General features: G+C 29.2%; 17 protein-coding genes and 1 pseudogene. 2 read left to right on the forward strand and 16 right to left on the reverse strand.

Annotated features, from left to right (window positions below):
• Window positions 1–110: 110 nt before the first annotated feature.
• From BN2920_RS19135 to BN2920_RS19160, 6 genes are all read right to left on the reverse strand, one after another.
• Window positions 111–1,160: a LacI family DNA-binding transcriptional regulator gene (locus tag BN2920_RS19135; protein WP_058296557.1), complete on the reverse strand. Its 1,050-nt coding sequence runs from the start codon at window positions 1,158–1,160 to the stop codon at window positions 111–113.
• A 173-nt stretch (window positions 1,161–1,333) separates the two neighbouring features.
• A complete protein-coding gene (locus tag BN2920_RS19140) occupies window positions 1,334–1,648 on the reverse strand; it encodes a PTS sugar transporter subunit IIA (protein ID WP_058296558.1) in 315 nt (104 codons plus the stop codon).
• Window positions 1,649–1,740: 92 nt separating this feature from the next.
• Entirely contained in the window at window positions 1,741–3,084 is a 1,344-nt protein-coding gene (locus BN2920_RS19145; protein WP_058296559.1) for a PTS sugar transporter subunit IIC, read from the reverse strand.
• Window positions 3,085–3,102: 18 nt separating this feature from the next.
• Entirely contained in the window at window positions 3,103–3,405 is a 303-nt protein-coding gene (locus BN2920_RS19150) for a PTS sugar transporter subunit IIB (protein WP_058296560.1), read from the reverse strand.
• A gap of 54 nt (window positions 3,406–3,459) precedes the next feature.
• Entirely contained in the window at window positions 3,460–4,899 is a 1,440-nt protein-coding gene (locus BN2920_RS19155; protein WP_058296561.1) for a glycoside hydrolase family 1 protein, read from the reverse strand.
• A 95-nt stretch (window positions 4,900–4,994) separates the two neighbouring features.
• A complete protein-coding gene (locus tag BN2920_RS19160) occupies window positions 4,995–5,894 on the reverse strand; it encodes an ROK family protein (RefSeq protein WP_058296562.1) in 900 nt (299 codons plus the stop codon).
• Window positions 5,895–6,822: 928 nt separating this feature from the next.
• On the opposite strand from BN2920_RS19160, the gene BN2920_RS22205 reads away from it, so the two are divergent.
• Together BN2920_RS22205 and BN2920_RS21160 are read left to right on the forward strand one after the other, a co-directional pair.
• Window positions 6,823–7,026 carry a hypothetical protein gene (locus tag BN2920_RS22205; protein WP_338132753.1) on the forward strand — a complete coding sequence of 68 codons (204 nt, stop codon included), beginning with the start codon at window positions 6,823–6,825 and terminating at the stop codon, window positions 7,024–7,026.
• A 12-nt stretch (window positions 7,027–7,038) separates the two neighbouring features.
• A pseudogene (locus BN2920_RS21160) lies at window positions 7,039–7,398 on the forward strand (GxGYxYP domain-containing protein); the annotation flags it as partial.
• A gap of 284 nt (window positions 7,399–7,682) precedes the next feature.
• On the opposite strand, the gene BN2920_RS19165 reads toward BN2920_RS21160, so the two are convergent.
• The 10 genes from BN2920_RS19165 to BN2920_RS19210 form a co-directional block, all read right to left on the reverse strand.
• Window positions 7,683–9,935 carry a glycoside hydrolase family 3 N-terminal domain-containing protein gene (locus BN2920_RS19165; protein ID WP_058296563.1) on the reverse strand — a complete coding sequence of 751 codons (2,253 nt, stop codon included), beginning with the start codon at window positions 9,933–9,935 and terminating at the stop codon, window positions 7,683–7,685.
• A 380-nt stretch (window positions 9,936–10,315) separates the two neighbouring features.
• Complete coding sequence (locus tag BN2920_RS19170; RefSeq protein ID WP_058296564.1) at window positions 10,316–11,602, reverse strand: glycoside hydrolase family 125 protein; 1,287 nt, start codon at window positions 11,600–11,602, stop codon at window positions 10,316–10,318.
• 2 nt (window positions 11,603–11,604) lie between these two features.
• Window positions 11,605–12,366: a MurR/RpiR family transcriptional regulator gene (locus tag BN2920_RS19175; protein ID WP_058296565.1), complete on the reverse strand. Its 762-nt coding sequence runs from the start codon at window positions 12,364–12,366 to the stop codon at window positions 11,605–11,607.
• A 198-nt stretch (window positions 12,367–12,564) separates the two neighbouring features.
• Complete coding sequence (locus BN2920_RS19180) at window positions 12,565–15,225, reverse strand: glycoside hydrolase family 38 N-terminal domain-containing protein (RefSeq protein ID WP_058296566.1); 2,661 nt, start codon at window positions 15,223–15,225, stop codon at window positions 12,565–12,567.
• A 35-nt stretch (window positions 15,226–15,260) separates the two neighbouring features.
• Window positions 15,261–16,580, reverse strand: a complete 1,320-nt coding sequence (locus BN2920_RS19185; protein ID WP_058296567.1) for a PTS sugar transporter subunit IIC — start codon at window positions 16,578–16,580, stop codon at window positions 15,261–15,263.
• A gap of 180 nt (window positions 16,581–16,760) precedes the next feature.
• A complete protein-coding gene (locus tag BN2920_RS19190; RefSeq protein WP_058296568.1) occupies window positions 16,761–17,504 on the reverse strand; it encodes a MurR/RpiR family transcriptional regulator in 744 nt (247 codons plus the stop codon).
• Between the two features lie 217 nt (window positions 17,505–17,721).
• Window positions 17,722–18,615 (reverse strand): ROK family protein, encoded by an 894-nt coding sequence (locus tag BN2920_RS19195; RefSeq protein ID WP_058296569.1) that lies wholly within the window; start codon window positions 18,613–18,615, stop codon window positions 17,722–17,724.
• Window positions 18,616–18,798: 183 nt separating this feature from the next.
• Complete coding sequence (locus BN2920_RS19200) at window positions 18,799–19,398, reverse strand: RDD family protein (protein WP_058296570.1); 600 nt, start codon at window positions 19,396–19,398, stop codon at window positions 18,799–18,801.
• Window positions 19,399–19,426: 28 nt separating this feature from the next.
• Window positions 19,427–20,839 carry a 6-phospho-beta-glucosidase gene (locus BN2920_RS19205; protein ID WP_058296571.1) on the reverse strand — a complete coding sequence of 471 codons (1,413 nt, stop codon included), beginning with the start codon at window positions 20,837–20,839 and terminating at the stop codon, window positions 19,427–19,429.
• The gene (locus tag BN2920_RS19210; RefSeq protein WP_058296572.1) at window positions 20,839–22,176 is read right to left on the reverse strand and encodes a PTS sugar transporter subunit IIC; all 1,338 of its coding nucleotides are present in this window, start codon (window positions 22,174–22,176) and stop codon (window positions 20,839–20,841) included. The genes BN2920_RS19205 and BN2920_RS19210 overlap by 1 nt, the downstream gene beginning before the upstream one ends.
• Window positions 22,177–22,363: the final 187 nt, after the last annotated feature.

Consider the following 22,363-nt stretch of genomic DNA (forward strand, 5'->3'; position numbering starts at 1 on the left):
TTATTTATCTTAATGCTTGAATTTCCTTTTTATATTCACATAATATCTAAATCAAATCATCTGAAGGGAGGATATTCCTATAGAATATATTTTATCAGGAATTTACTTGATTACTTATTCAAAATTTCACAGCTCTTTCTTTCAACTAAAGTAACTGGTATTACATAATTAGCTGAAAATTTCACATCTTTTTCTATAGATGTAATAATCGACTTTGTTGCTATATCTGCCATTTCTACTAACTCCATTTTTATTGAAGTAAGTGGTGGGTTAAAATATTTTGATGCCTCAATATCATCAAATCCTATAACAGAAATATCCTCTGGCACTTTGAGTCCTTCTTCTCTTATGGCCTTGACTGCACCAAATGCTATTTTGTCATTACTAGCGAAAATAGCTGTAAACTTAATGTTTCTACTTAATAATTTCTTAGTAGCATCATATCCACCTTTTTCAACAAATTCACTATTTATGATTAAGTTCTTATTCACTTTTATTCTAGAATCTTCTAGTGCCTTTTTATATCCTCTAATTCTGTCATTGGAAGAAAATTTAGCTGTACCTCCTGTGATATGTGCTATTTGTGTATGATTCATATCTATAAGATATTTTGTAGCATTATAGGCACCATTGTAGTTGTCAGCATTTACTATCATGCACTTGTTGTATACAGCATCATCAGGTTTAATTGACTGATCAACTAATACAACCTTATAACCTCTATAAATTATTGTTTTTATTGATTCATCATCATCATTCTGCCCTATGAAAATACCTCCGGAAATAGTCTTGTTATAAAAACACTCTTTAATTTTCTCGTAACCTTCAACAGTATGTATTATATGAACAAGAACTGTATATCCCATTTCACTGGCAGTTTCTATTACTGAACTAGTAAATTCTAAATAATATGGACTTTTTGTAATTCTACTTTTAAGCCCATCTTCTTTATGTACCAAATCTATAATAAATAAACCGATGACTCTGTTTTTACTTCCAGCAAGCATTCTTGCTGAAGCATGTGGTACATAATCATATTCCTTAATCACCTTTAAGACTTTTTCTCTTGTTTCTTCCGGAACATTTGAATAATTATTTATAACTCTAGATACAGTACTACGTGATACTCCTGCAAGTTTTGCAATTTCACTGCTATTCATAAAAACTTATCCCCCTATTACTCATAAACTCGTGTTTCTACTATAATACTATATTATCTACTTTTGTTTTTCAATATTTTTATTATTTATAAACATAAAGAATTACCTATATTCTAAACACTTTTTCTGCATTTATATATAGGTATCCTTATAAATATATTTATTTATTTAACTTATTTATCATTTAACTGCTTGAACATTTCTATCATTTCTTCAATTAATGATTTAATTGTCTCAGCTGCCATCATTTGATCTTCTGCATGCATTATTATTAATGAAAATTCAACTTTTTCTCCAGCTGCTTCTTTTTGTATCAATGAAGTATGTGCATGATGTCCTTTTACAAGACATTCAGATGCTTCATTCATCTTCTTTTCTGCTTCATCATACTTTCCTTCTCTGACATCTCTTAATGCCTCAACAGCTAATGATTTTGCCATTCCAACATTACTAATTATATCAAAAGCTATTAATTCAATTCCTTCCATTTGTAAATCTCCTCTTCTCAATCCATAAACTTTTTAATTTATTATCCTGATGCAATAAAATTCTTTAACATACTCCATCAGCAGTTATATTATTAGATTGATTCTGCTATTTCATTTTCTGCTTCAACAATTGCAGCTTTATTTGCTGCTATTACAAAAGGTGCATATATTAATACACTCACTGCAAGACATATGAATCCTACAATTAATGCTGTGATATTTCCGCCTGTTCCTAAGAAAGGCATTAATGGTCCTGGAGTTGTCCAAGGAATACCAATTACTACTGGTGGCATAATCTTAAGAACCATAACTGCTATATAACCAATCATTATATTTACAATTGGTGTTAATATAAATGGAATTATATAAATTGGATTTAAAACTATTGGTAAACCGAATATAACCATTTCATTTATATTGAATATTCCTGGTGCTAAAGAAAGTTTAGCTATACTCTTTGATTCCTTTGTTTTACAGAATATTAACATAGCTATAATTAAACCTAATGTACATCCTGAACCTCCATATTCAGAGAAAGCACTTGCTAAACCACTGTATGTTATTGGATAAGGAGCCCCCCATGCAGTAGCGTGATTAGCAACGTATAAAAGGTTTGCATTACCTGCTTCTGAGAACATAGTATCTCTTATTGCTGCTATAGTATTTGGTCCATGTATCCCCATAACCCAAAGTGATTGAGATAAGAATGATAATATAAGTACTGAGAATATGCTTTGACTCATTTTAGTTAATGGAGTTTGGATTATGTTGTAGATTAATTCATGTAATCCACCTGGCGCAACCATCTTAACAAAGTAGTTAATAACTGAGAAGAATATAGTTGTAATAATAATTGGTAGCAATACCTTGAATGATCTTGCAACTGCTGGTGGTACTTGTTCTGGCATTTTAATTTCTAATTTATCAGAATTTGATAATCTAGACATTAATTCACCAACTAATAAGCCAACTAAGATTGCTACAAATAATCCCTGAGCACCTGTATATCTAGTTGTAAGATAATTTACGCCTTCATTGCTAAAATAATCAGGATAGATTATAAAGTAAACAGAAATTCCTGTTAATCCGGTCAATAAATCATCACCCTTAAGTGATTTTGCAAGGTTTCTGGCTATTAAAAATACTATTAGTATTGAGAAAATATCAGCTGAACCTTTAACAACTGGAGCAAATACAGACTGGAATTTAACTATGCCAGGACATATTTTGCCAAATTGTAATATTTTAAACATAAATCCATCTGCTGATAAGAAAACATTATTAAGTAATACCATTAAAGATCCTGCCATAGTTAATGGGAATGATAATATAAAGGCATCTCTTACTGCGCATACATGTCTCTGTGCATTTAATTTTGACGCTATAGGTACTAATATTTTTTCAATAGAACCTTGAAATTTTTCCATAAAACTCATTGTATTCAACCTCTTTTCTTAATTAATCTTGTTTAGTGCATCTTCTAAAATTGCTTTTCCATTCATAGTTCCATATAATCTCATGTCAATTACTTCTACTGGTATTCTGCCATTTACAAGTTTTTCAACAGTTGGTTTTTGGAAACGTACTTGTGGTCCTAAAAGAACTATATCTACACTTTCAACAGCGGTACTGCATTCTGCTACTGGAAGAGCATCTATCTCTACTTCAATTCCTTTTGCCTTTGCTGCTTCTTTCATTTTAGTTACAAGTAAACTTGTAGACATTCCTGCTGAACATACTAATAATATTTTTTTCATTGTTTATCACTCCTTAAATTTTTGTAATTTATATTAATTGATTATGAGCTAAATTTATAATTCTTCTCCATTAGTACTTATAACATTCTTGTACCAATAGAAACTGTTCTTTTTAATTCTCTTTAAATCCTTTTCATCATTTTCATCTCTATCCACATATACGAATCCGTAACGTTTCTGATATCCATTTAGCCAGCTTAATAAATCTGTAAATGACCAAGTGCAGTAACCTAAAAGATCAACACCATCTGTTATTGCTTCTTTACAAGCCTTAAGATGTGATCTTAGATAATTAATTCTGTAATCATCGTTTACAACATCATTTTCTTCAAGCTTATCGAATTCTCCAAGGCCGTTTTCTGTAATAAGTATAGGAAGATTATATCTACTTGTTAATCTTCTTAATCCAATTCTTAAACCTGCAGGATCAATTGCCCAGTCCCAGTTTGTTGTTTCTAAATATGGATTCTTTGCGTTTTTATAAACTCCAGGTAGTCCACTTTCTTTAGTAGTTCCTTTTTTACCTGTATTATTCATACCTTCAGATGCTCCCACTCCATCAAGTGGATTCATTGCAACTGTACTTGTTTGGTAATAATTTATACCTATAAAATCTGGTTTTGCTCTTTCTAATAATTCAAGATCACCCTCTTCAATAGTTGGTGCTATTCCAAGTCTTTCATAATATTTGAATGCGAATGCTGGATATCTTCCTTTGCAGTAAACATCAAGCCACCAGTTGCAGTTTAAATCCTCTGCATTTTCTGCTGATAAAACATCACTTGGATTGCAGCTGAATGGATAAACAGGTCCAAATGCAAAGCTTGGGCCAATCATACCATCAGGCACGTAAGTTTTAAACGACTCAATTACTGTAGCATTAGCTAAGTTTGCAATATGATTTGCATTAAGCATTCTCTTTTGATCTTTAACGCCTGGTGGGTGCATAGCTGTTAAATAACCCAATGTTAAGAATACATTTTGTTCATTTAATGATACCCAGTGCTTAACTTTATCTCCAAATCTCTTGAATAGTGTTATACAGTATTCATTAAAATCATTAATTATTTCTCTTGATTCCCATCCACCGTATAAATCTTGAAGATGCTGAGGTAAATCCCAGTGATATAATGTAATTATTGGTTTAATATCATTTGCTATAAGTTCATCTATTAAATTTTCATAGAACTTTAAACCTTCTTCATTTATTTCTTTTCTTCCATTAGGATATATACGTGTCCATGCAATTGAAAATCTGTAGGCTTTTAATCCCATTTCAGCCATTAAAGCTACATCTTCTTTATATCTGTTGTAATGATCTACTGCAACATTACCATTTGTATTTTTAAAAGTTGTTCCAGGTATTCTTGTGTATAAATCCCATATACTTTCTCCCTTCCCATCTTTGTCCCATGCACCTTCAACTTGATACGCTGCTGATGCTGATCCCCATAGGAAATCATCTTTGAATTTATCTAGCTTTTCGTATATCACTATATCCACTCCTTCACATTAATGTAAATTAATTATTTGATATTAACCTATATATAAATTTATTTTTAAACTATTTCTTTCTGAAACAAAACACTCTATTTTTTTATAGAAGCATTTATAATTGCACCTAATATGTTGGCATCGTTATTGTACTTGCATCTATCAATTTTAGTAGTAATGAAATCTGCTTCAAGATATTCAATGCAGGTCTTCTTATACTGTTCCTCTACTTTATTGATAAACCAATCTTCTTCTGATATTCCTCCACCTATGCATATAACTTCTGGATTATAGAAAACTGTAATTACAATTAATTGAGCTACTATGTTTATTATCCACTCATCTACTGATAATTCAGCTGTTTTGTTTCCATCTAAGTACTTCTTGCATACTTCATATCCATACTGTACCTGCTCATCCATGTCAGCTTTGCTGTTATATATATTTATCAGCCCAGTCATTGATGCATAATCACCCATCTTATCAAGGCCACCTATCTCATCGTTTACAAAAGGCATATTATGAAACTCTCCTGCAAATGCATCTTTTCCATATACAACTCCATTTTCATCACATATGCATCCGCCAGTTCCCGTTCCTATGATTAAAAATGCTGAAGATTTGCTTCCTTTTGCATTTCCTATTTCAAATTCACATAACCCTGCTGATTTTGCATCATTAATTGATGACACTTTTTTATGTGTTCTTTTCTTGATTTCATCGTTTATATTTGTGCCATACATAATGGCTACGTTAGGGGCAGCATATGATTTAACATTTGAATCTTTATCAATGAGCCCTGGTGCACTTATACCGATTACATCAATTTCATCAATTAATTTTATGTTTGAACATATATAGTCATAAAATTCATCTGCAGTATCGTATTTAATAGTTTCAATTTTCCACTTGTCTTTAATGCGGTATCGCTTGTCCATCAAGGCATATTTAATGAATGTTCCTCCTATATCTATTCCTAAATTAAATTTTTCCATAACATCTCTCCTTAAAATAAAGGTCTTATAAATTACCTGCTTATAATACAATAATGAATCAATTTTGTGAACCCGCGTTTATTTTTTGTTAAAAAATAAATCCATACATTCTTTTTTTGATTCGTTTTACTCTTATACTTTTTATTCAATCTTTTAATTCATATAATCTACACGTATCATCACTCTATAGATATTATTTCAATTTATTAATCTAAAAAATCATGAATAATGCTTTATCTTTTATTTATCAACTATATGGTTTAACTGTCTTACATCTGTCTAATAAATGGCTTTCCTATTAATTTATAAATACTATAATCTATAACTCTGTAAGTTATTACTATATGAATTATTAGTTACGCATTTATAACTTTGAATTATATCAGTTTATAATATCTAATATAACTTCATCATAAGTATAACTATAATTTATAAATACTTTTTCTGTAAGATAAAACGCTTAGTGAACTCGTGTTTATATATATAATACAATAAAAACAATTACATTTCAATATCTTTTTTAATTTTATATATTTTAATCCAATTTTTTTTCAAAGCCCTGCCATGCCTTACTTATCTTATAAGTTTTTATTTTTTGTGTCATCAAACTAAGTCCAGTACACTTGCCAGCAAGTCAGGAACTAAATCACTGAAATAAAAATTACTAAATATAAATTAGCATAATAAAAAAGTGGCTGTTATAAAACTAATGTTCCATATGAAAAAGGCTAGGAAGCTTTTTAAGTACCCATTGGTATCTGTAATTATTATAGTAATCCATATAATCATCTATTATTAATTATAGTTGTACAGTTTTTTAAGTCTATCTCATCTTGGTCTTATGTCAATATATTGTACATAAAAATTGAAACTTTTTTATAATGCACTTCTAGCTAATAATTCACATTGATCCGAATTTATATAATTAATTGAAAAGTATGTAAATCATTCTTCAGAAGACTCCCTTGCTATTGATGAATCTATAGAATTGATATTAAATAATCATAGAATTAATAAATTGGTTAAAGATTGCAGATATACAGATAAATATTGGGCCTATAATATGGTAAAAATTGATCAACATAATGTATTGATTCTTGATGATGAAGCCTTTCATAGAAAAGATTTGTAGGATAAATACACATCTCATACTAATATAGAAGGCCTTCTTTATCTTAATTATGATAAAAACAACAGTTATGAAGGTAAAATAATATGGTCAAATAATAAACCAGTAGTTTCTTGTAGAGATTTACTTTGGTTAGGATTAGAAGATGAAAATCAGCTTATTTCTAATATAAATAATCGAATTAACTCTGGGTATACTAACATAAATGATCCTAATTCTTATTCATTTGTTTATGTACATGTTTGGAGCAATACTATGGATAATGTTTATGACGTAGTGAATAAGCTTAATAAGAATCCAAAAGTAAAAATAGTGACTCCTGATAACTTCATGAAATTAATTCAAAGGAACTTGGCTGAAAATCAGTCTTTATAAATCTAATACTAATACTGAAACATATTTTGAATGACGCTGATATTAGGATTACGCATATAATATTAAATTTTAAAAAACCTTAATATATATCTTAATATATATTTAATAGGAATGATTAAACTTAAAACATTTAATCATTCCTATATAAAAAGTATTCGTCTAATATATCATCTTTAATAAAATTTAAGCTTTTTACTTTAATCTCCTATAATAGATTCATGTTATCATTCATATATGCCTATAATCCCAACTAAGCTATAATGTGCTCATATTATTTATAAAAATTATATTAAAAATAGTCCTTTTTCAATATAATCTATTGAATTTTTTCCAACCATTATTGAAACTTCTCCAGGCTCTACTCTATTTTCTAAATTATAATCCCATATAGAAAGTTCTTTAAATCCAAGTTTAAATTCTACATCTACTTCTTCACCTGATTTTATAAATACCTTTTTAAATCCCTTAAGCTCCTTTACTCTTCTTGTTATACTTGATTCTTCATCTCTAATATATAATTGAGCAACTTCATATCCATCAAAATCACCACAATTTTTAATGTTAACATGTATAGAAACTTCTTTACCTTTTAATAAATCCTCTATTGTAACCTCATTATCAACTCTTAATTTATCGTATACAAAATTTGTGTAACTCAAGCCAAAACCAAATGGGAATAATGAAAGACCACTCATATCTAAATAATCTATTTTAGCACCACTATCTTTTGCATTATAATAGCAAGGTAATTGCATTGATGAAACAGGTATTGATACAGCTAATTTTCCATTTGGATTGTTAATTCCAAATATCGTTTCTGCTATTGCTTCTCCTCCCATCTTTCCCGGATACCATGCACATAATACTGCATCACTAGAATCCAATATATTTTCTATTGAGTGAGGTCTTCCTTGAATTAGAACAACTATTACCTTTGTTCCAGTTTTACTTAACTCTCTTACTAGCTCCACCTGTAACCCATCTAAATCTAAATTAGCAAGATCAACATTTTCACCACAATTTACATCTTTTTTAGTATCATCAATCAATGCTGCACCATTATTCTCAAATTTCAGATCAAAATCCCTTGCACTAGATCCTCCAATTGCTACTATTGTATAGTCTGAATTTTTTGCTAAATTAATAGCTTCTTCAAATCCTGATCTACTAATGTCTCGAATACTACATCCTTTTGAATAATTTACAGTTATATTATTGGATTCAAATTTCTTAATTCCGTCTAATACTGTACTAACTGCATTTTTACGTTGTGGAGATGTATAATCTCCAAGTTGATTATATGGTGTATCAGCATTTGGTCCTACAACAGCAATTTTCTTTTTTTCTTTACTAAGTGGTAATACTCCATTATTTTTAAGTAATACTATACTTTCACTAGCTGCCTTCTTGTTTATTATAGATGGATCTATATATGATTTTTTATTTCGTTTTTTCTTATCAAATAAGCCTAATTTAAATTTAACATACAATACTCTTCTAACTGCATCATCTATATACAACTCATCTATTATTTTATTTTCAACTGCTCTATGAAGATTTGTATATATATCATCCCAAAGACTTATATCTACCCCTGCTTCTATAGCTAGTTTCCCTGCTTTTTCTTTATCTCTAGTCATTATAGTTAACCTATCAAGTGCACAACCATCAGCCATTACAATGCCATTAAATTGATATTCATGTCTCAAAATATCATTCAACAGTTTTTTGTTAACATGGCATGGTATTCCATCTATCTCATTGTAAGCTGCCATAAATCCTATGGCACCTCTTCTAGCCCCTGATTCTACTGGCGGCAAAAATATTTCTCTAAGTTCTCTTTCTCCTATATTAGCAGCACCTGAATTATGACCTCCAACAGCCGCTCCTTGAGCACATAAATGTTTTAATACAACACCTACATTATTTTCAAAATTATTTTTTTGATATCCATCAACTATTGCTTCTGTATACTTAGCACATAAATATGGATCTTCACTAAAACACTCTTCTGATCTCCCCCATCTTGGATCTCTGAGTAAATCCAAAGTAGAAACTAGCGCTAAATTTGCACCCTTTTCAGATAATTCATCTGATATACATTCTGAAACTTCTTTTATAAGATCTAGATTCCATGTTGATCCAATTGCTATATTACATGGAAACATTTCTCCATCTAAAGATTGATGACCATGAGGGGACTCTTCTGAAAAAATTGCTGGAATTTTCATTCTTGTATTTTCTTTTATATACTCTTGAATCATATTTATTACTTTAAATGAATCTTCTTTATCTATTCCATTTTCAAAATTAACTTTTGACCAAGGATCTGCCCTAAATAGTCCATAAATTGCTCCAATTCCTCCCCATCTTTTAACCTCTTCTTTAAATGTATCTGTTAATTCATATCCAGTCTTGGTTTTTTTATATATTTCCCATCCATAAAGTCTTTGATTTAATTGTCCAACTTTTTCTTTTAAAGTCATCTTTGATAATAATTCATCTATTTCTTCTTTAAAATCACTTACACTATTCATAATTAGTCTCCTTTTCAAAACGTTATGTTAAGTTATCTAAACATTACTCTTCTCAAACAAAAGAAATACAATGTGTTTCATTAGAATACAACATCCTTTCCATGGAAGGATAAGTTTATATGTTTTTAAAGAACAAGTAATTCTACAAAATGTTAAGCTATTTTTTTCATAGCAGCCTAACAGAATTCGATCTTCATATAAACATTCGTTTTTAGTTTTTAATTAAAAGCTAAAAACGAATAGGACTGTCGCATGGAGAAAATTTTCTACAAGATAATGTGTTTATAAATAATAGATATTTACAACATCTTGTGGGGTTTTCTCTTAGTGCGACAGTCCCATTACTTTTAACAACTATATAAAATATACTAGTATATACCCTACTGTTCTAACAATGTTTCATAAACAAAATTTGCAAACATAGAATTTGACCAAGCGAACCATTCCCTTGTAAATTCATGCGAATCATCACAATTAAATCCTTCATGCATCAACCCTTTGCCTCCATCAGTTGAAATTAAAGTTTTTAAAAGCTCCATCTTCTCTTGCTTACTCTCCGTTGTTAAACCTTGAATTGAAAGTGCAATATGCCAAATATAATTTTCTGGAGTGTGTGCACTACCTATTCCCCTTGCATCTTTTCCCTCATAATAATATGGATTGTCTTTACTTAATATAAACTTCCTAGTATTTTGATATATCTCATCATCATATGTTCTATACTCAATATAAGGAATAGAAAGAAGGCTTGGAACATTTGCATCGTCCATAAGAAGGGCATTTCCTCTTCCATCTACTTCATAAGCATATATCTTTCCATATTTTTCATGCTCAACAACTGCGAATTTGTTAATTCCATCTTCAATTTCATTACTTAACTTCTTTGCACTCTCCGCTAATTTATGATCATAATATATCTTTTCTGCAATTTCTTCAATATACCTTAAAGCTACAACAGCAAACATATTTGACGGCACTAGATATCCATATTTACAAGCATCATCACTTGGTCTAAAACCAGACCAAGTCATTCCAGTATATGAAACTTCATTTCCTAATCCATTATTGTGCAATGTATCTTGATAAGGGCAATTTAGTCTAGTAAATCTATAATCTGACTCTTCAAAGTGTCTTTGCTCTTTTTTGAATTGACTTATGATTGTCTTAAATACATCTCTTATATCTTCATTAAAAAAGCTCTCATCAGAACTCTTCTTCCAATATTTATATATCATTCTTACTGTATAACACATTGAATCAACTTCATATTTTCTTTCCCATACCCATGGACTATCCTTTGTGATATCATTGTCCCACTTATTTCCATTATCTTCAATGTTGAAAGCATTAGCATAAGAGTCTATCTTTATGCAGTGTATGTGCCTATTAATAAGGCCTCTAAACATTTCACCTAATAAAGGGTACTCCTTTACAAATGGTAAATAATGTTCTATTTGTGAAGTTGAATCTCTAAGCCACATAGCAGGAATATCTCCAGTTATCACAAATGTATCATTGTCTCCAATATTAACAGTAGTATCTATTGTATTTACAAAGCAATCATAAAACATATTTTTTAATTTTTCATCTTGTAACTTATCACATAATTTTTTTCCTATTTTATGTATAATCTCTTTTATTTCTTCTAGTTTTATATTATTCTCCATTTTCAACTCTCATTTCTAGTACTCTGAATTTTTTCAATTATTCTTTTAGTTAAAAAATTAACTGCCAAATGGACATGTAATCTTGTGTCCATATCTATTCCTTCTTCACTTACTTTTGCCACTGTTATTTTGTGATCTGCAAGCCTTCCAATGGTTGAACTTCCAACTTCTCCTATATAAACAACAGTAACTCCGTTTATCTTTATATTTTTTACGATATCAACAAGATTTTTAGTTTCTCCACTTTTAGAAAGTATAATAACAAGGTCTTCACTAGTTAAATTTGAAGTTTCAAGGTACATAAGCCAATTATCATCTCTATATTTGGCATCAATATTACACAAGTTTAATTTAACTTCAAGAATTTCGCCTATATAGTTATTCATTCCACTTCCACACACCATTACTCTTCTTGCTTTTAAGATATCATTTACAATATCATCTACATTAATCTCCCTAAGTAGTGATATAGTTTCAAATATCTTTTCTTCCATATAATCTAATGTTTCTTTTTCTTTTTCTCCATCTGGAATTTTATCTCTCTTGGCATATATCAAATCAAATCTAAAATCTTTAAAAGAATCATATCCTAGGTTTTTTATCATTCTAAAAATTGTTGTAGTTGAAACGCTTGTATAATCAGCTATTTTTTGTAGTGTTATATCAGCTGTTATTTGCTTACTTTTTAATAAAGTTTCAAAACAAAATTTTTCTGTTTTTGTCATATATTCTTCATTATCCTGATACTTCTTTAGCAAACTCATATATTCTACCTATCTTCCCATATTATTGAATACTTTAATTATACTAAAATCAGGAATTTATTCAAATTTACCATTGTAAAATATCACTTTTATTATATATATGTTGCAATAATAAAATTTCATTAAAAATATTTATAGACTAAGTAAATACCAGTATATAAAAATGTATAAAAGTAATTGCAACATATATATTCTAATTTAACATATTAATATAGTAACAAAACTTCTATCCTTTATTTCAGGAATTATAATAGTTCCATCTTTCATAGGTAATTCTTCTTTGGGCTCTTCTTTAAGTGTAGATAAATATGCCTTGTTTCCTAGGAACTTAGTTTTAATTTTAATATCATTCAACTTCGTATTTGATGGATTTAATAATCTGATCACGTAGCCATCTTTAGATTCAGCCACTTTAAATGCTATAATCTCAACTTCTTCTCCAATTTCCATTATAGAAGTCTCCCATGGTTTATCTTCATGCTTTTCTCTTGTAAATATATTAAGTTGTCTTGAAGGTACCGGAACTCTTAAGATATTAGCTTTTCTTGTTAATTCTGATATATTTTCTTCATTTCCAAGATAAAGTGAGTACTCAAGTTCCAATTTCTGAATTAATTGAGATGATGGTGCATCCAATCTATATCCTGAGCTTCTTCCCGGTCTTATCAACAAATCAGCTTTTCCAAGTTTACCAACGGATCTAAATAAAGTAAGCGCTATTTCCTTATTGTTATATATCATATATTCACAAGGACCTTGAGTTAAAACTGCAAAAGTATTTTTTGTATTATTTAATTTAACCCATCTTTGCATTGGATAAATTGGTAATTCTTCTTCTGTTGCACCATTTTTTAATCCCACTTGACTTAATATTTCGTTATTCCTTATAATAGTTCCAAAATGATCTTCTGAAATATTTTTAGAACTTTCTTCTTTATCTTCAAAGATTGCTTTAAGTATATGGTCTTTAGCTTTATTATTTATAATAGTTTTAAAATCAATTGTTTTGCTGTTATCTTTTAAAGATACTTCACTTTCAATTGTCCATTCTACTCTTTCAGCAGTTCTCTTGTGATCTACACATTCAAGTGGTGTATTCATATTATATATAATTTTATATTTTATTTCATAAGGTGAATTTTCCATTAATTCAACTATTGGCTTCATATTCTTTGTAACTATTACTTCATCACCAACTGGAGGAGAAAAATTATATTCATCTCCATCATCACCTTTTTCTTCAAAGTAATGTACATTATTATATTCTTCATTATTTTCTTTGTTTAATATATTTAATGTTCCATTTTCATTAATATTTACTCTTAAGAAATTATTTTCGAAAGTTTTATCTTTGATTAATTTTACATTTCCACTTAATTTTCCAGTGTATGGCTTGCCATAAGTCACTTTAAGAACCTTATATCCCATTGTAGGAAGTATATCTGCCTTTATTTTCACTTGAATATTATACTTAGTTCCTTCTAGTATTTCTCCAGCATCGTGGAAATTATTAGAACCATTAAAATCTTCAATTTCAGTATTTATTTCTCTTTTACAATTTACTATTACATAAGGGATTATATTATCATCCTTATCTCTTAAAATAAATTCTTTTTCCTTAGATATGAAACTTAATAAAACTAAATCATCTCTTTTATACGGCAATGTATTAAACATTACTACAGCTTCTTCATTTTCCTTTAATCCTGTAAAATCAAGTTTATCTTTTAGGCTTCTTATATTTAACCATATAAGCTCATTTAAACCATGCCTTAAATTTAATAATCTATTTTTTACAGTCTGATTTATAGAGTCAGGTGATGATGAATAAATGGAATCGTGGAATTGATTTTTAAATATTGTTTTCCAATAATAGTTGGATATATCTTGATCATATTTTCCACCTATTGTTTTGCTTATTATAGACATTGGTTCAACAACTAATGGTAATAAGCTTTCATATTTTTTCATCTCACTTTTAATATCCATTCTAGTTGAAGTAATTCCAGCATGTATTCTTCCAAGGGCTGCTGACTTTGCTTCCCCTTTATATACTTCAAGTGTCCTGCTACTCTTTCTTATACTTTCTTTAACTGCATCAGTGAATATTTCAGGATTTGATTGTTTTATAGTATATCCTTTACCTTCCATATCTGCTTTAATATCTTTTAATGTTTTAGCAATACTTTCTTGTGGTTTAGTATGATCACTTCCACCCATTAAAAGTATTTCTCCATCTTTAAATCTATTTTCAATCTTTTCAGTGAATCCAATAATATCACTAACTGCATTATCTTTATTTTCTGGTAAATATCTGTAGTATCCGTATCCAAGAGGGAAATGAATTGTTAATAGGGAATCTCCATTTGGTGCTTCCCACAAAAACACTGAATCATTAGTATATTCATAGTTAAATCCCCTCCATGCAAATATAGATTTCATTCCTAGTTCTTTAAATATTTGTGGAGTACTTTGTATTTGTCCAAATGCATCTGGTATCCATCCGCATTGCATACAATGCCCTAAATCTTCAGCTATATTACTTCCTATTATAAGATTTCTAAGTAATGATTCACCACTTACTAAAGCTAAATCTGGCTGAGTATACCATGGGCCTATTAATATTCTTCCTTCTTTAACGTATTTACTTATTATTTCCCTATTCTGTGGTCTTATTTTGAGATAATCATCAAGTACAGCTGTTTGTCCATCATAAGTAAAATATTTATATTCATCATTTGATTTAAGTATTTCTATCAACAAATCAAACATATATACAGACCTAATTCTGTAGGTATCTGAACTTCTTAGCCATTCTCTATCCCAATGAGTATGATTAATATAATGTATATTTTTCACGACATTCACCCTACCTAGTATTTTAAAATTTTGTTTTACGCATTCTCTTGTGTTTTATTTTGTTTTAATTGTAAGCTTAAAAATGGTGCATAAAGGAACATATCTAATATGAATAATACTCCATATAATATAACTGGTGACCATCTAAATCCTGCTAATACAAGTACATTTAAAAATACTGGTTCTGCACCTGAATTTAAAACTACCAAAGGAGTAACCAAACCTGAACTAATTGCAAAATATGCTACTACAGCATTAATAATTGGTACCATAACAAATGGTAAAAACATAGTTGGGTTTAAAACTATTGGTAACCCAAATGATACTGGCTCATTAATTCCAAATAATCCTGGTATTAATGCAACTTTTCCTACTGCTCTTTCTGATGATCCCTTAGGTGCCATAATAAGCATTAGCACTACTAATGCAAGGGTCGAACCAGATCCTCCTATCATTGCATAAACATTACTTAAGGTATTTGGAGCAACATGTGTAATTGTTTCCAAGCTTCCTGTTTTCATATATATATCAATATCTTTCATAAATATTGGCATCCAAATTACTGAAATTAATCCCCACATAATTGAGAATCCGTGTATTCCAAAAAACCAAAGTAATTGCATTATTAATATTACAATAATTACTGCAGGCAAGCCTGTACCAACATTAGATAAAGGAGCAACTATAAATTGAGCAATTAATTTTTGAATTGATTCAAATCCAAAAGATTCAACTACTACTCTAAGTGTTGAAAATATTAATAATACTCCAGAAAATGGTATGATTGCTTTAAATGAATTAAATACCATTGGTGGCACTGTATCTGGAAGCTTAATTGTGAATTTTGATTTCATAAACTTTGCATAAAGATATGTTGTTACAAGTCCTACTATAAGAGCTGTAAACATAGCTTCATAATTGAAAAAGTTTATTGTATATGCTGATGCTGACTCTGATCCAATAGTTATCTTATCTGGAATTGTTACAAAATAAGTTACAAAAGCTATTATTGAAGCAGTCATTGGCATAACATCTTTATTGTCCTTAGAAAGATGTTCCGCATAATAATATGATGATGATAAAACTATTATTACTCCAACTAATCCCATGGCTACAACATTTACATTTCCAAATATATTTAATATTTTTCCTAATATACCATCTAACGAAACTCCCCATTTAGCAAACCAAAAGTCTCCTTGTGATTTAACAAGACCAGTTAATGATCCTACAACTGTAAATGGCATACTTAAAATGAAAGCATCCTTTATAGCCATCAAGATGTAATTTCTTGATACCATTGCTGCTATAGGTGATAAATATTTTTCTAACATGTCCAAAAATTTTTTATACATTTCATATCATTCCCTTCACTTTTTTATGTCCTAATTATATTTGATATCATTTACAAAGTGAATTACTAAGTACGTAAAATTTATACTTTAAGCTACACATAATCTATTGCAAAACATTCCTTTTTTATTAATTAATATACAAAAAATAGTAGTGTAATGTTATTGTGTAACATTACACTACTATTTAAAATTATTAATTTCTAATCTTATTCTATTTACTTCATCAGCGATTTCTTCAATAATATAAATTACTGGAACTTGAGTTGCTGAACTAAAATAGAATTTATCACGCTTACTTGGAACATAATAGCCTATACTATAATCTGCCATTTTTGCTGATTGAGAATTTTCGCTGTTTGAAATAACAACAACTTTAACCCCGCTAGCTCTTAAATTTAAAATAACTTTATTAGTTTCTTCCGTATCTCCTGATACAGTTAATATAATTGCTAAAGTTTTAGAATCATAAATATCTTCTACCCTCCAGCTTATATCATCAATAAATGAGCTCCTTATTCCTTTACGATTTAATAGTAAAGCTCCATATTTAGCCAATGCACCTGATAAGCTTAATCCAAAAAATAATACTTCATCACTATCAACAATTTCTTCTGCAATTTTTTTTATTACTTCTGATACTTTTTCACCTTTTGCTCTTTGAAAATAATCTAATAAATATGCTATCTTATCATATTTTACATCATTACTTTTAGATTCATTAAATCTTAAATGTAACTTATATTCACTAAATCCATTAAACCCAAGCTTCTTGCATACACGAGTGACCATTGCTGGTGATACATGTAGTTCTTCAGCTGCTTCTTTAAGTTTTAAATTTCTTATTTTATTCTTATCTTGACTTAAGTATAAATATATTGAATATTCTAATTCATTTAGTGTTTTTATTTTATATAAATTATCCATTATAATTAAATTTCTCCCCGATTATTTAATGATATAAAATATTATAATAGTACATCTATTATAAACTAATAAATATTATTTTAAAAATTATTTTTTGATTTTGTTGATATTATATTAAAGCTTATAAAAATAAACAAGCCCTATTATGTTTATTTACAAAATTAAACATAATAGGGCTTGTTTGTAATATATTAGTCTTTATGAAGTTTTAAGTTTTCTAACCATAAATCTTCTTATAATTTGCTAAAGCTCCAATTAAATTAGAATCATTAAAGTATTTACAATTTACTATGTTTACTCTTGGAATTGGTATAGGCATTTTAGAGTAAAATTTATCTAATGATTTATTTATATATTCTATTAATATAGATTGCTGACTTATTCCGCCACCTATTGCAATTTTGTCTGGATCAACAGTTGCCTGTATATTCCATAGTCCCATAGCTAAGATATCACAATATTCACTTAAAGCCTTTAATGCCTTTTGGTTTCCTTCATTACAGTATTTAAAAGCCTGTGGTCCATCTAACTCTTCTTTAGTTATTCCCAACTCTTTAGCTATCATTTCTATTAAATTAAATGCTGCATTCTCAACACACCATTTACTGTTAAAGCCTTCATAATCCTTCCATTTTGTTGATAAGTAGCTAAATTCACCTGCAAAGCCATGGCTGCCTGATAGAACATTATCTCCTAGTGTTATGCCTCCTCCAATTCCGCTACCTATAATACAAACTGCACCTACACTTGTACCTTTTAAACTTCCATATATCACTTCACAAAGTGCTGCACATTTTGCATCATTTTCAATTGTAAATCTATCTGTAGTTACAGATTTTAACTCTTTCAATATATCTACACCTAAATTATACTCTAGTTTTCCAGGAATCTGCATTTTATTTGTCTGTTTGTTTATTAATCCCGGCAGTGACATAGCTATACCATCAACTTCATCTTTATATTTTTCATAGATATCCTTTACAACGTTTTTAAAGCTATCTAATGAATCCATTGGTGTCTTTACACTTGATTTTTCTATCATTTCTAATGAATCATTCATTAGAGCATACTTTATAGCACTTCCTCCAACATCCATAACCAAATAATTCATATCCAAAATCTCCTTATCCATAAATAATTTACAAGTATATTTTAATCAAATAACTGTATTATATCTAGTCTTTTAACAAATTGACCAAATGATATTCTAATCAAAATCAAATTATATATTAAGATTAATAGTATAAATCAAATGCAATATTTAATCATCTGATCTATACTATTATATTATTTTCTAAGCTGCTATTAATTTGCTCTTAGATTTATATTTAATTACTCTTGTACCTGAAATAACATCATGTATGGCTCTTCTTGATTTTAGTAAAATAACTAAAATTATAGAAATTGCGGTTATAAAAAGGCCAATTCGACTATATATAGTTGTAATCTTAACTCCAGAAAATACATTAAGCACTTGATGAAGCATATTGCTTGAAGTAAATAGGCTGCCTTCTAAAAGTAAAATTACTACAAATTGTCTTATGAAAACCTGTCTCCTTGAAGCTTTTAGGTTATCATTACTCATAATCTTTAAACTAGCTATCTTTTTCCCAAGTGTCTGCCCTTCATAAATATACATTGGTACAAGTACATAGTAAAAGACTGCAACCATGAAAGATAGTAATCCTACAATAATATTCAACGGATATTTAAATATTTCAATATTTTGTGGAATTATTGTAACATTATCATTATTTATCATATATATGATTATTAATGGTAATGAAGCTAATACACCACCTATATACCAATCAATAATGTATGCTACAGATCTTCTTAAAAATCCCACATCATTTGGTTTATCTAGTTTTAATTTTATTATAAATTCTTTCATGGCTCCACCTTCTTTTACTTACTATCTCTTATAATTCCTCTCCATTTGAAGCAATAACTTTTTTATACCAATTAAATGACTCCTTACGTGCTCTTCTTAATGTACCTTGACCTTTATTATCTTTGTCTACATGTATAAAACCATAACGTTTTTCCATTTCACCAGTACCATAAGAAACTACATCTATACATCCCCAAACAGTATATCCAATAAGATCTACTCCATCTTCATCAACTGCTTTTTTTAATTGTTCAATGTGCTTTCTTAGGTATTCTACACGGTAGTCATCATGATATTTTCCATCTTCACTTAATTTATCATAAGCTCCAAATCCATTTTCAACTATAAATAATGGAACTTGATAACGTTCATATAATACATTTAATGAATATCTAAGTCCAACTGGATCTATTGGCCATCCCCAATCACTTGCTTTAATATATGGATTAGTTACACAGTTTTGAACTCCTGCTCTAACTTCTCCATCTCCGAATTTAGTTACTGATGACATGTAGTACGATAATCCTATGTAGTCTACACATCCATTTCTTAAAATTTCTTCATCACCAGGTTCCATAACAATATTTAAATTATGTTTTTCCAAGTACTTTTTAACATATGATGGATAATAACCTCTTACCATAACATCAGTGAACATATATCTTTGATGCATTTGTTCTACAGACTGCATCATATCATCTGGATTACATGAATATGGATATATTGGAACGCAAGCAAGCATACATCCTATTTTAAAATTAGGATTAATTTTATGGCCAGCTGCAACTGCAAGTGCACTTGCAACAAATTCATTATGCACAACTTGATACATTAATTCTTCACGATTGTCATCTTCCCTAAAACGTACTCCTGAACATGTATATATTCCAAATTCATTTTCGATTGCTGTCTGATTATTAATTTCATTAAATGTCATCCAGTATTCTACTTTATCTTTGTATCTTTCAAAACAAGCTGTTGCAAATCTTACAAAAAAATCTACACATTCACGGCTTCTAAATCCATCATATTTTTTTGCTAAGTAGTATGGCATTTCAAAATGAGATAATGTAACAACTGGCTTAATTCCATATTTAAGCATTTCATCAAATAAATCATCATAGAATTTTAACCCTTCTTCATTTGGCTCTAATTCATCACCATTTGGAAATATTCTTGGCCATGAAATAGATGTTCTGAAGCATTTAAATCCCATTTCAGCAAATAATGCTACATCTTCTTTATACTTATGATAAAAATCTATTGCCTCATGGTTTGGATATATTTCGCCTTCAATTATTCCATCTGTAATTCTTCTTGGAACTCCATGCGCACCAGCAGTCATTACATCAGTTATTGATAGACCTTTTCCGCCTTCTTTATATCCGCCTTCTAATTGGTGAGCTGCAACAGCTCCTCCCCATAAAAATTCTTTATTCATTATTCTGTTTCTCCTTCTACTTGTGCTTCTTCTACTGCTCTAGAGTTTGCCATAACGAATGGCAAGTAAATTAGTGTACTTACAGCTAAACAAACAAATCCGATAAATAAAGCCATAAAATTATTAGCTCCTGATCCTAAGAATGGTATTAAAAATCCTGGTGTTGTCCATGCTACAGTATATGCAATAGGTGGAATAATCTTAAATACCATGATACATAAATATCCAATAATATTACATACAATAGGTGATAATATAAATGGAACAACAAATATTGGATTCATAACAATTGGTAAGCCAAATACTATTGGTTCATTAATATTAAATAATCCTGGTAAGAATGACATCTTACAAATTTGATATTGAGCCTTATTTCTACGTCCAGCAATAAATACAGCAATAATAAGCCCCAAAGTTGCTCCTGAACCTCCAATATTTCCAAAGGCATCATTAATTCCTGCCCAAGTTACTGGATAAGGAGCTCCCCATGCAGTACCATTTGCTACTACATATTCAAGATTAACTAATCCCTGTTCTGTAAACATAACAGATCTTAATGCACTTAATGTATTTGGTCCATGTATACCTAATACCCATAAGAATTGTTGAACAACTACAAATGTTAATATTGTTCCCATTGAACTTCCTAATGATACTAAAGGTGCTTGTATAGCATTATAAATTAATGATTGAATACCATCTGGTGAAATTTTTAATATAAAGAAATTAAGTAAGCCAGATAAAGCTAGTACTATCATAATTGGAAATAATATATTAAATGATTTAGCAACTGCTGGTGGTACTGTATCAGGCATCTTAATACGTAGCTTTTCATTATTTCCCATCTTAGTAAGTAACTCAGCAACAATTAAACCAATAAATAATGCAACAAATAGTCCTTGAGCTCCAAAGTAAGAGCTAGTTAACCCCATGCCACCGTTTTTAAATTCTTGTGCAGCTGGATACAAAATAAAGAAGGATGCCATAGATGTAATACCTGATAACACTTCATCTCCTCCCATAATTCTAGCTAGCTCATAAGCTGTAAGAAATGCAATTATAATTGCCATAATATTAGTGGTTCCGTTTACAATAGGATTAAATATTTCCTGATATTCAACTAAATTAGGTATAAATTTATCTAAATGTAATATACTCGCAACAAACCCATCAGGTGATAAAAATACGTAGTTAATTAAAACAACCAAAGATCCTGCCATAGTAAGTGGGAATGCCAATGTGAATGCATCACGCACAGCAGAAACATGTCTTTGAGCATTAATTTTAGTAGCTAAAGGTACAAAATAGCGCATCATTAAAGCTTGAAATTTTTCCATAAATATAATTCCTCCTAATAATTTTCAAGTAAAATTCTAAAATACGTTTGGCCAAATATAATCGTATTTCTAGTAATCGCTTTAAATAGTTCATGATTATTATATCAAGTTGAAATTATATTTAAATAGGTTTACAAGTTTTATAAAATGTGTTCATTTTATGTTTTTTGTAAAAAATAAAAAACAC

It is taken from the genome of Clostridium neonatale, from assembly GCF_001458595.1.
Classification (GTDB): domain Bacteria; phylum Bacillota; class Clostridia; order Clostridiales; family Clostridiaceae; genus Clostridium; species Clostridium neonatale.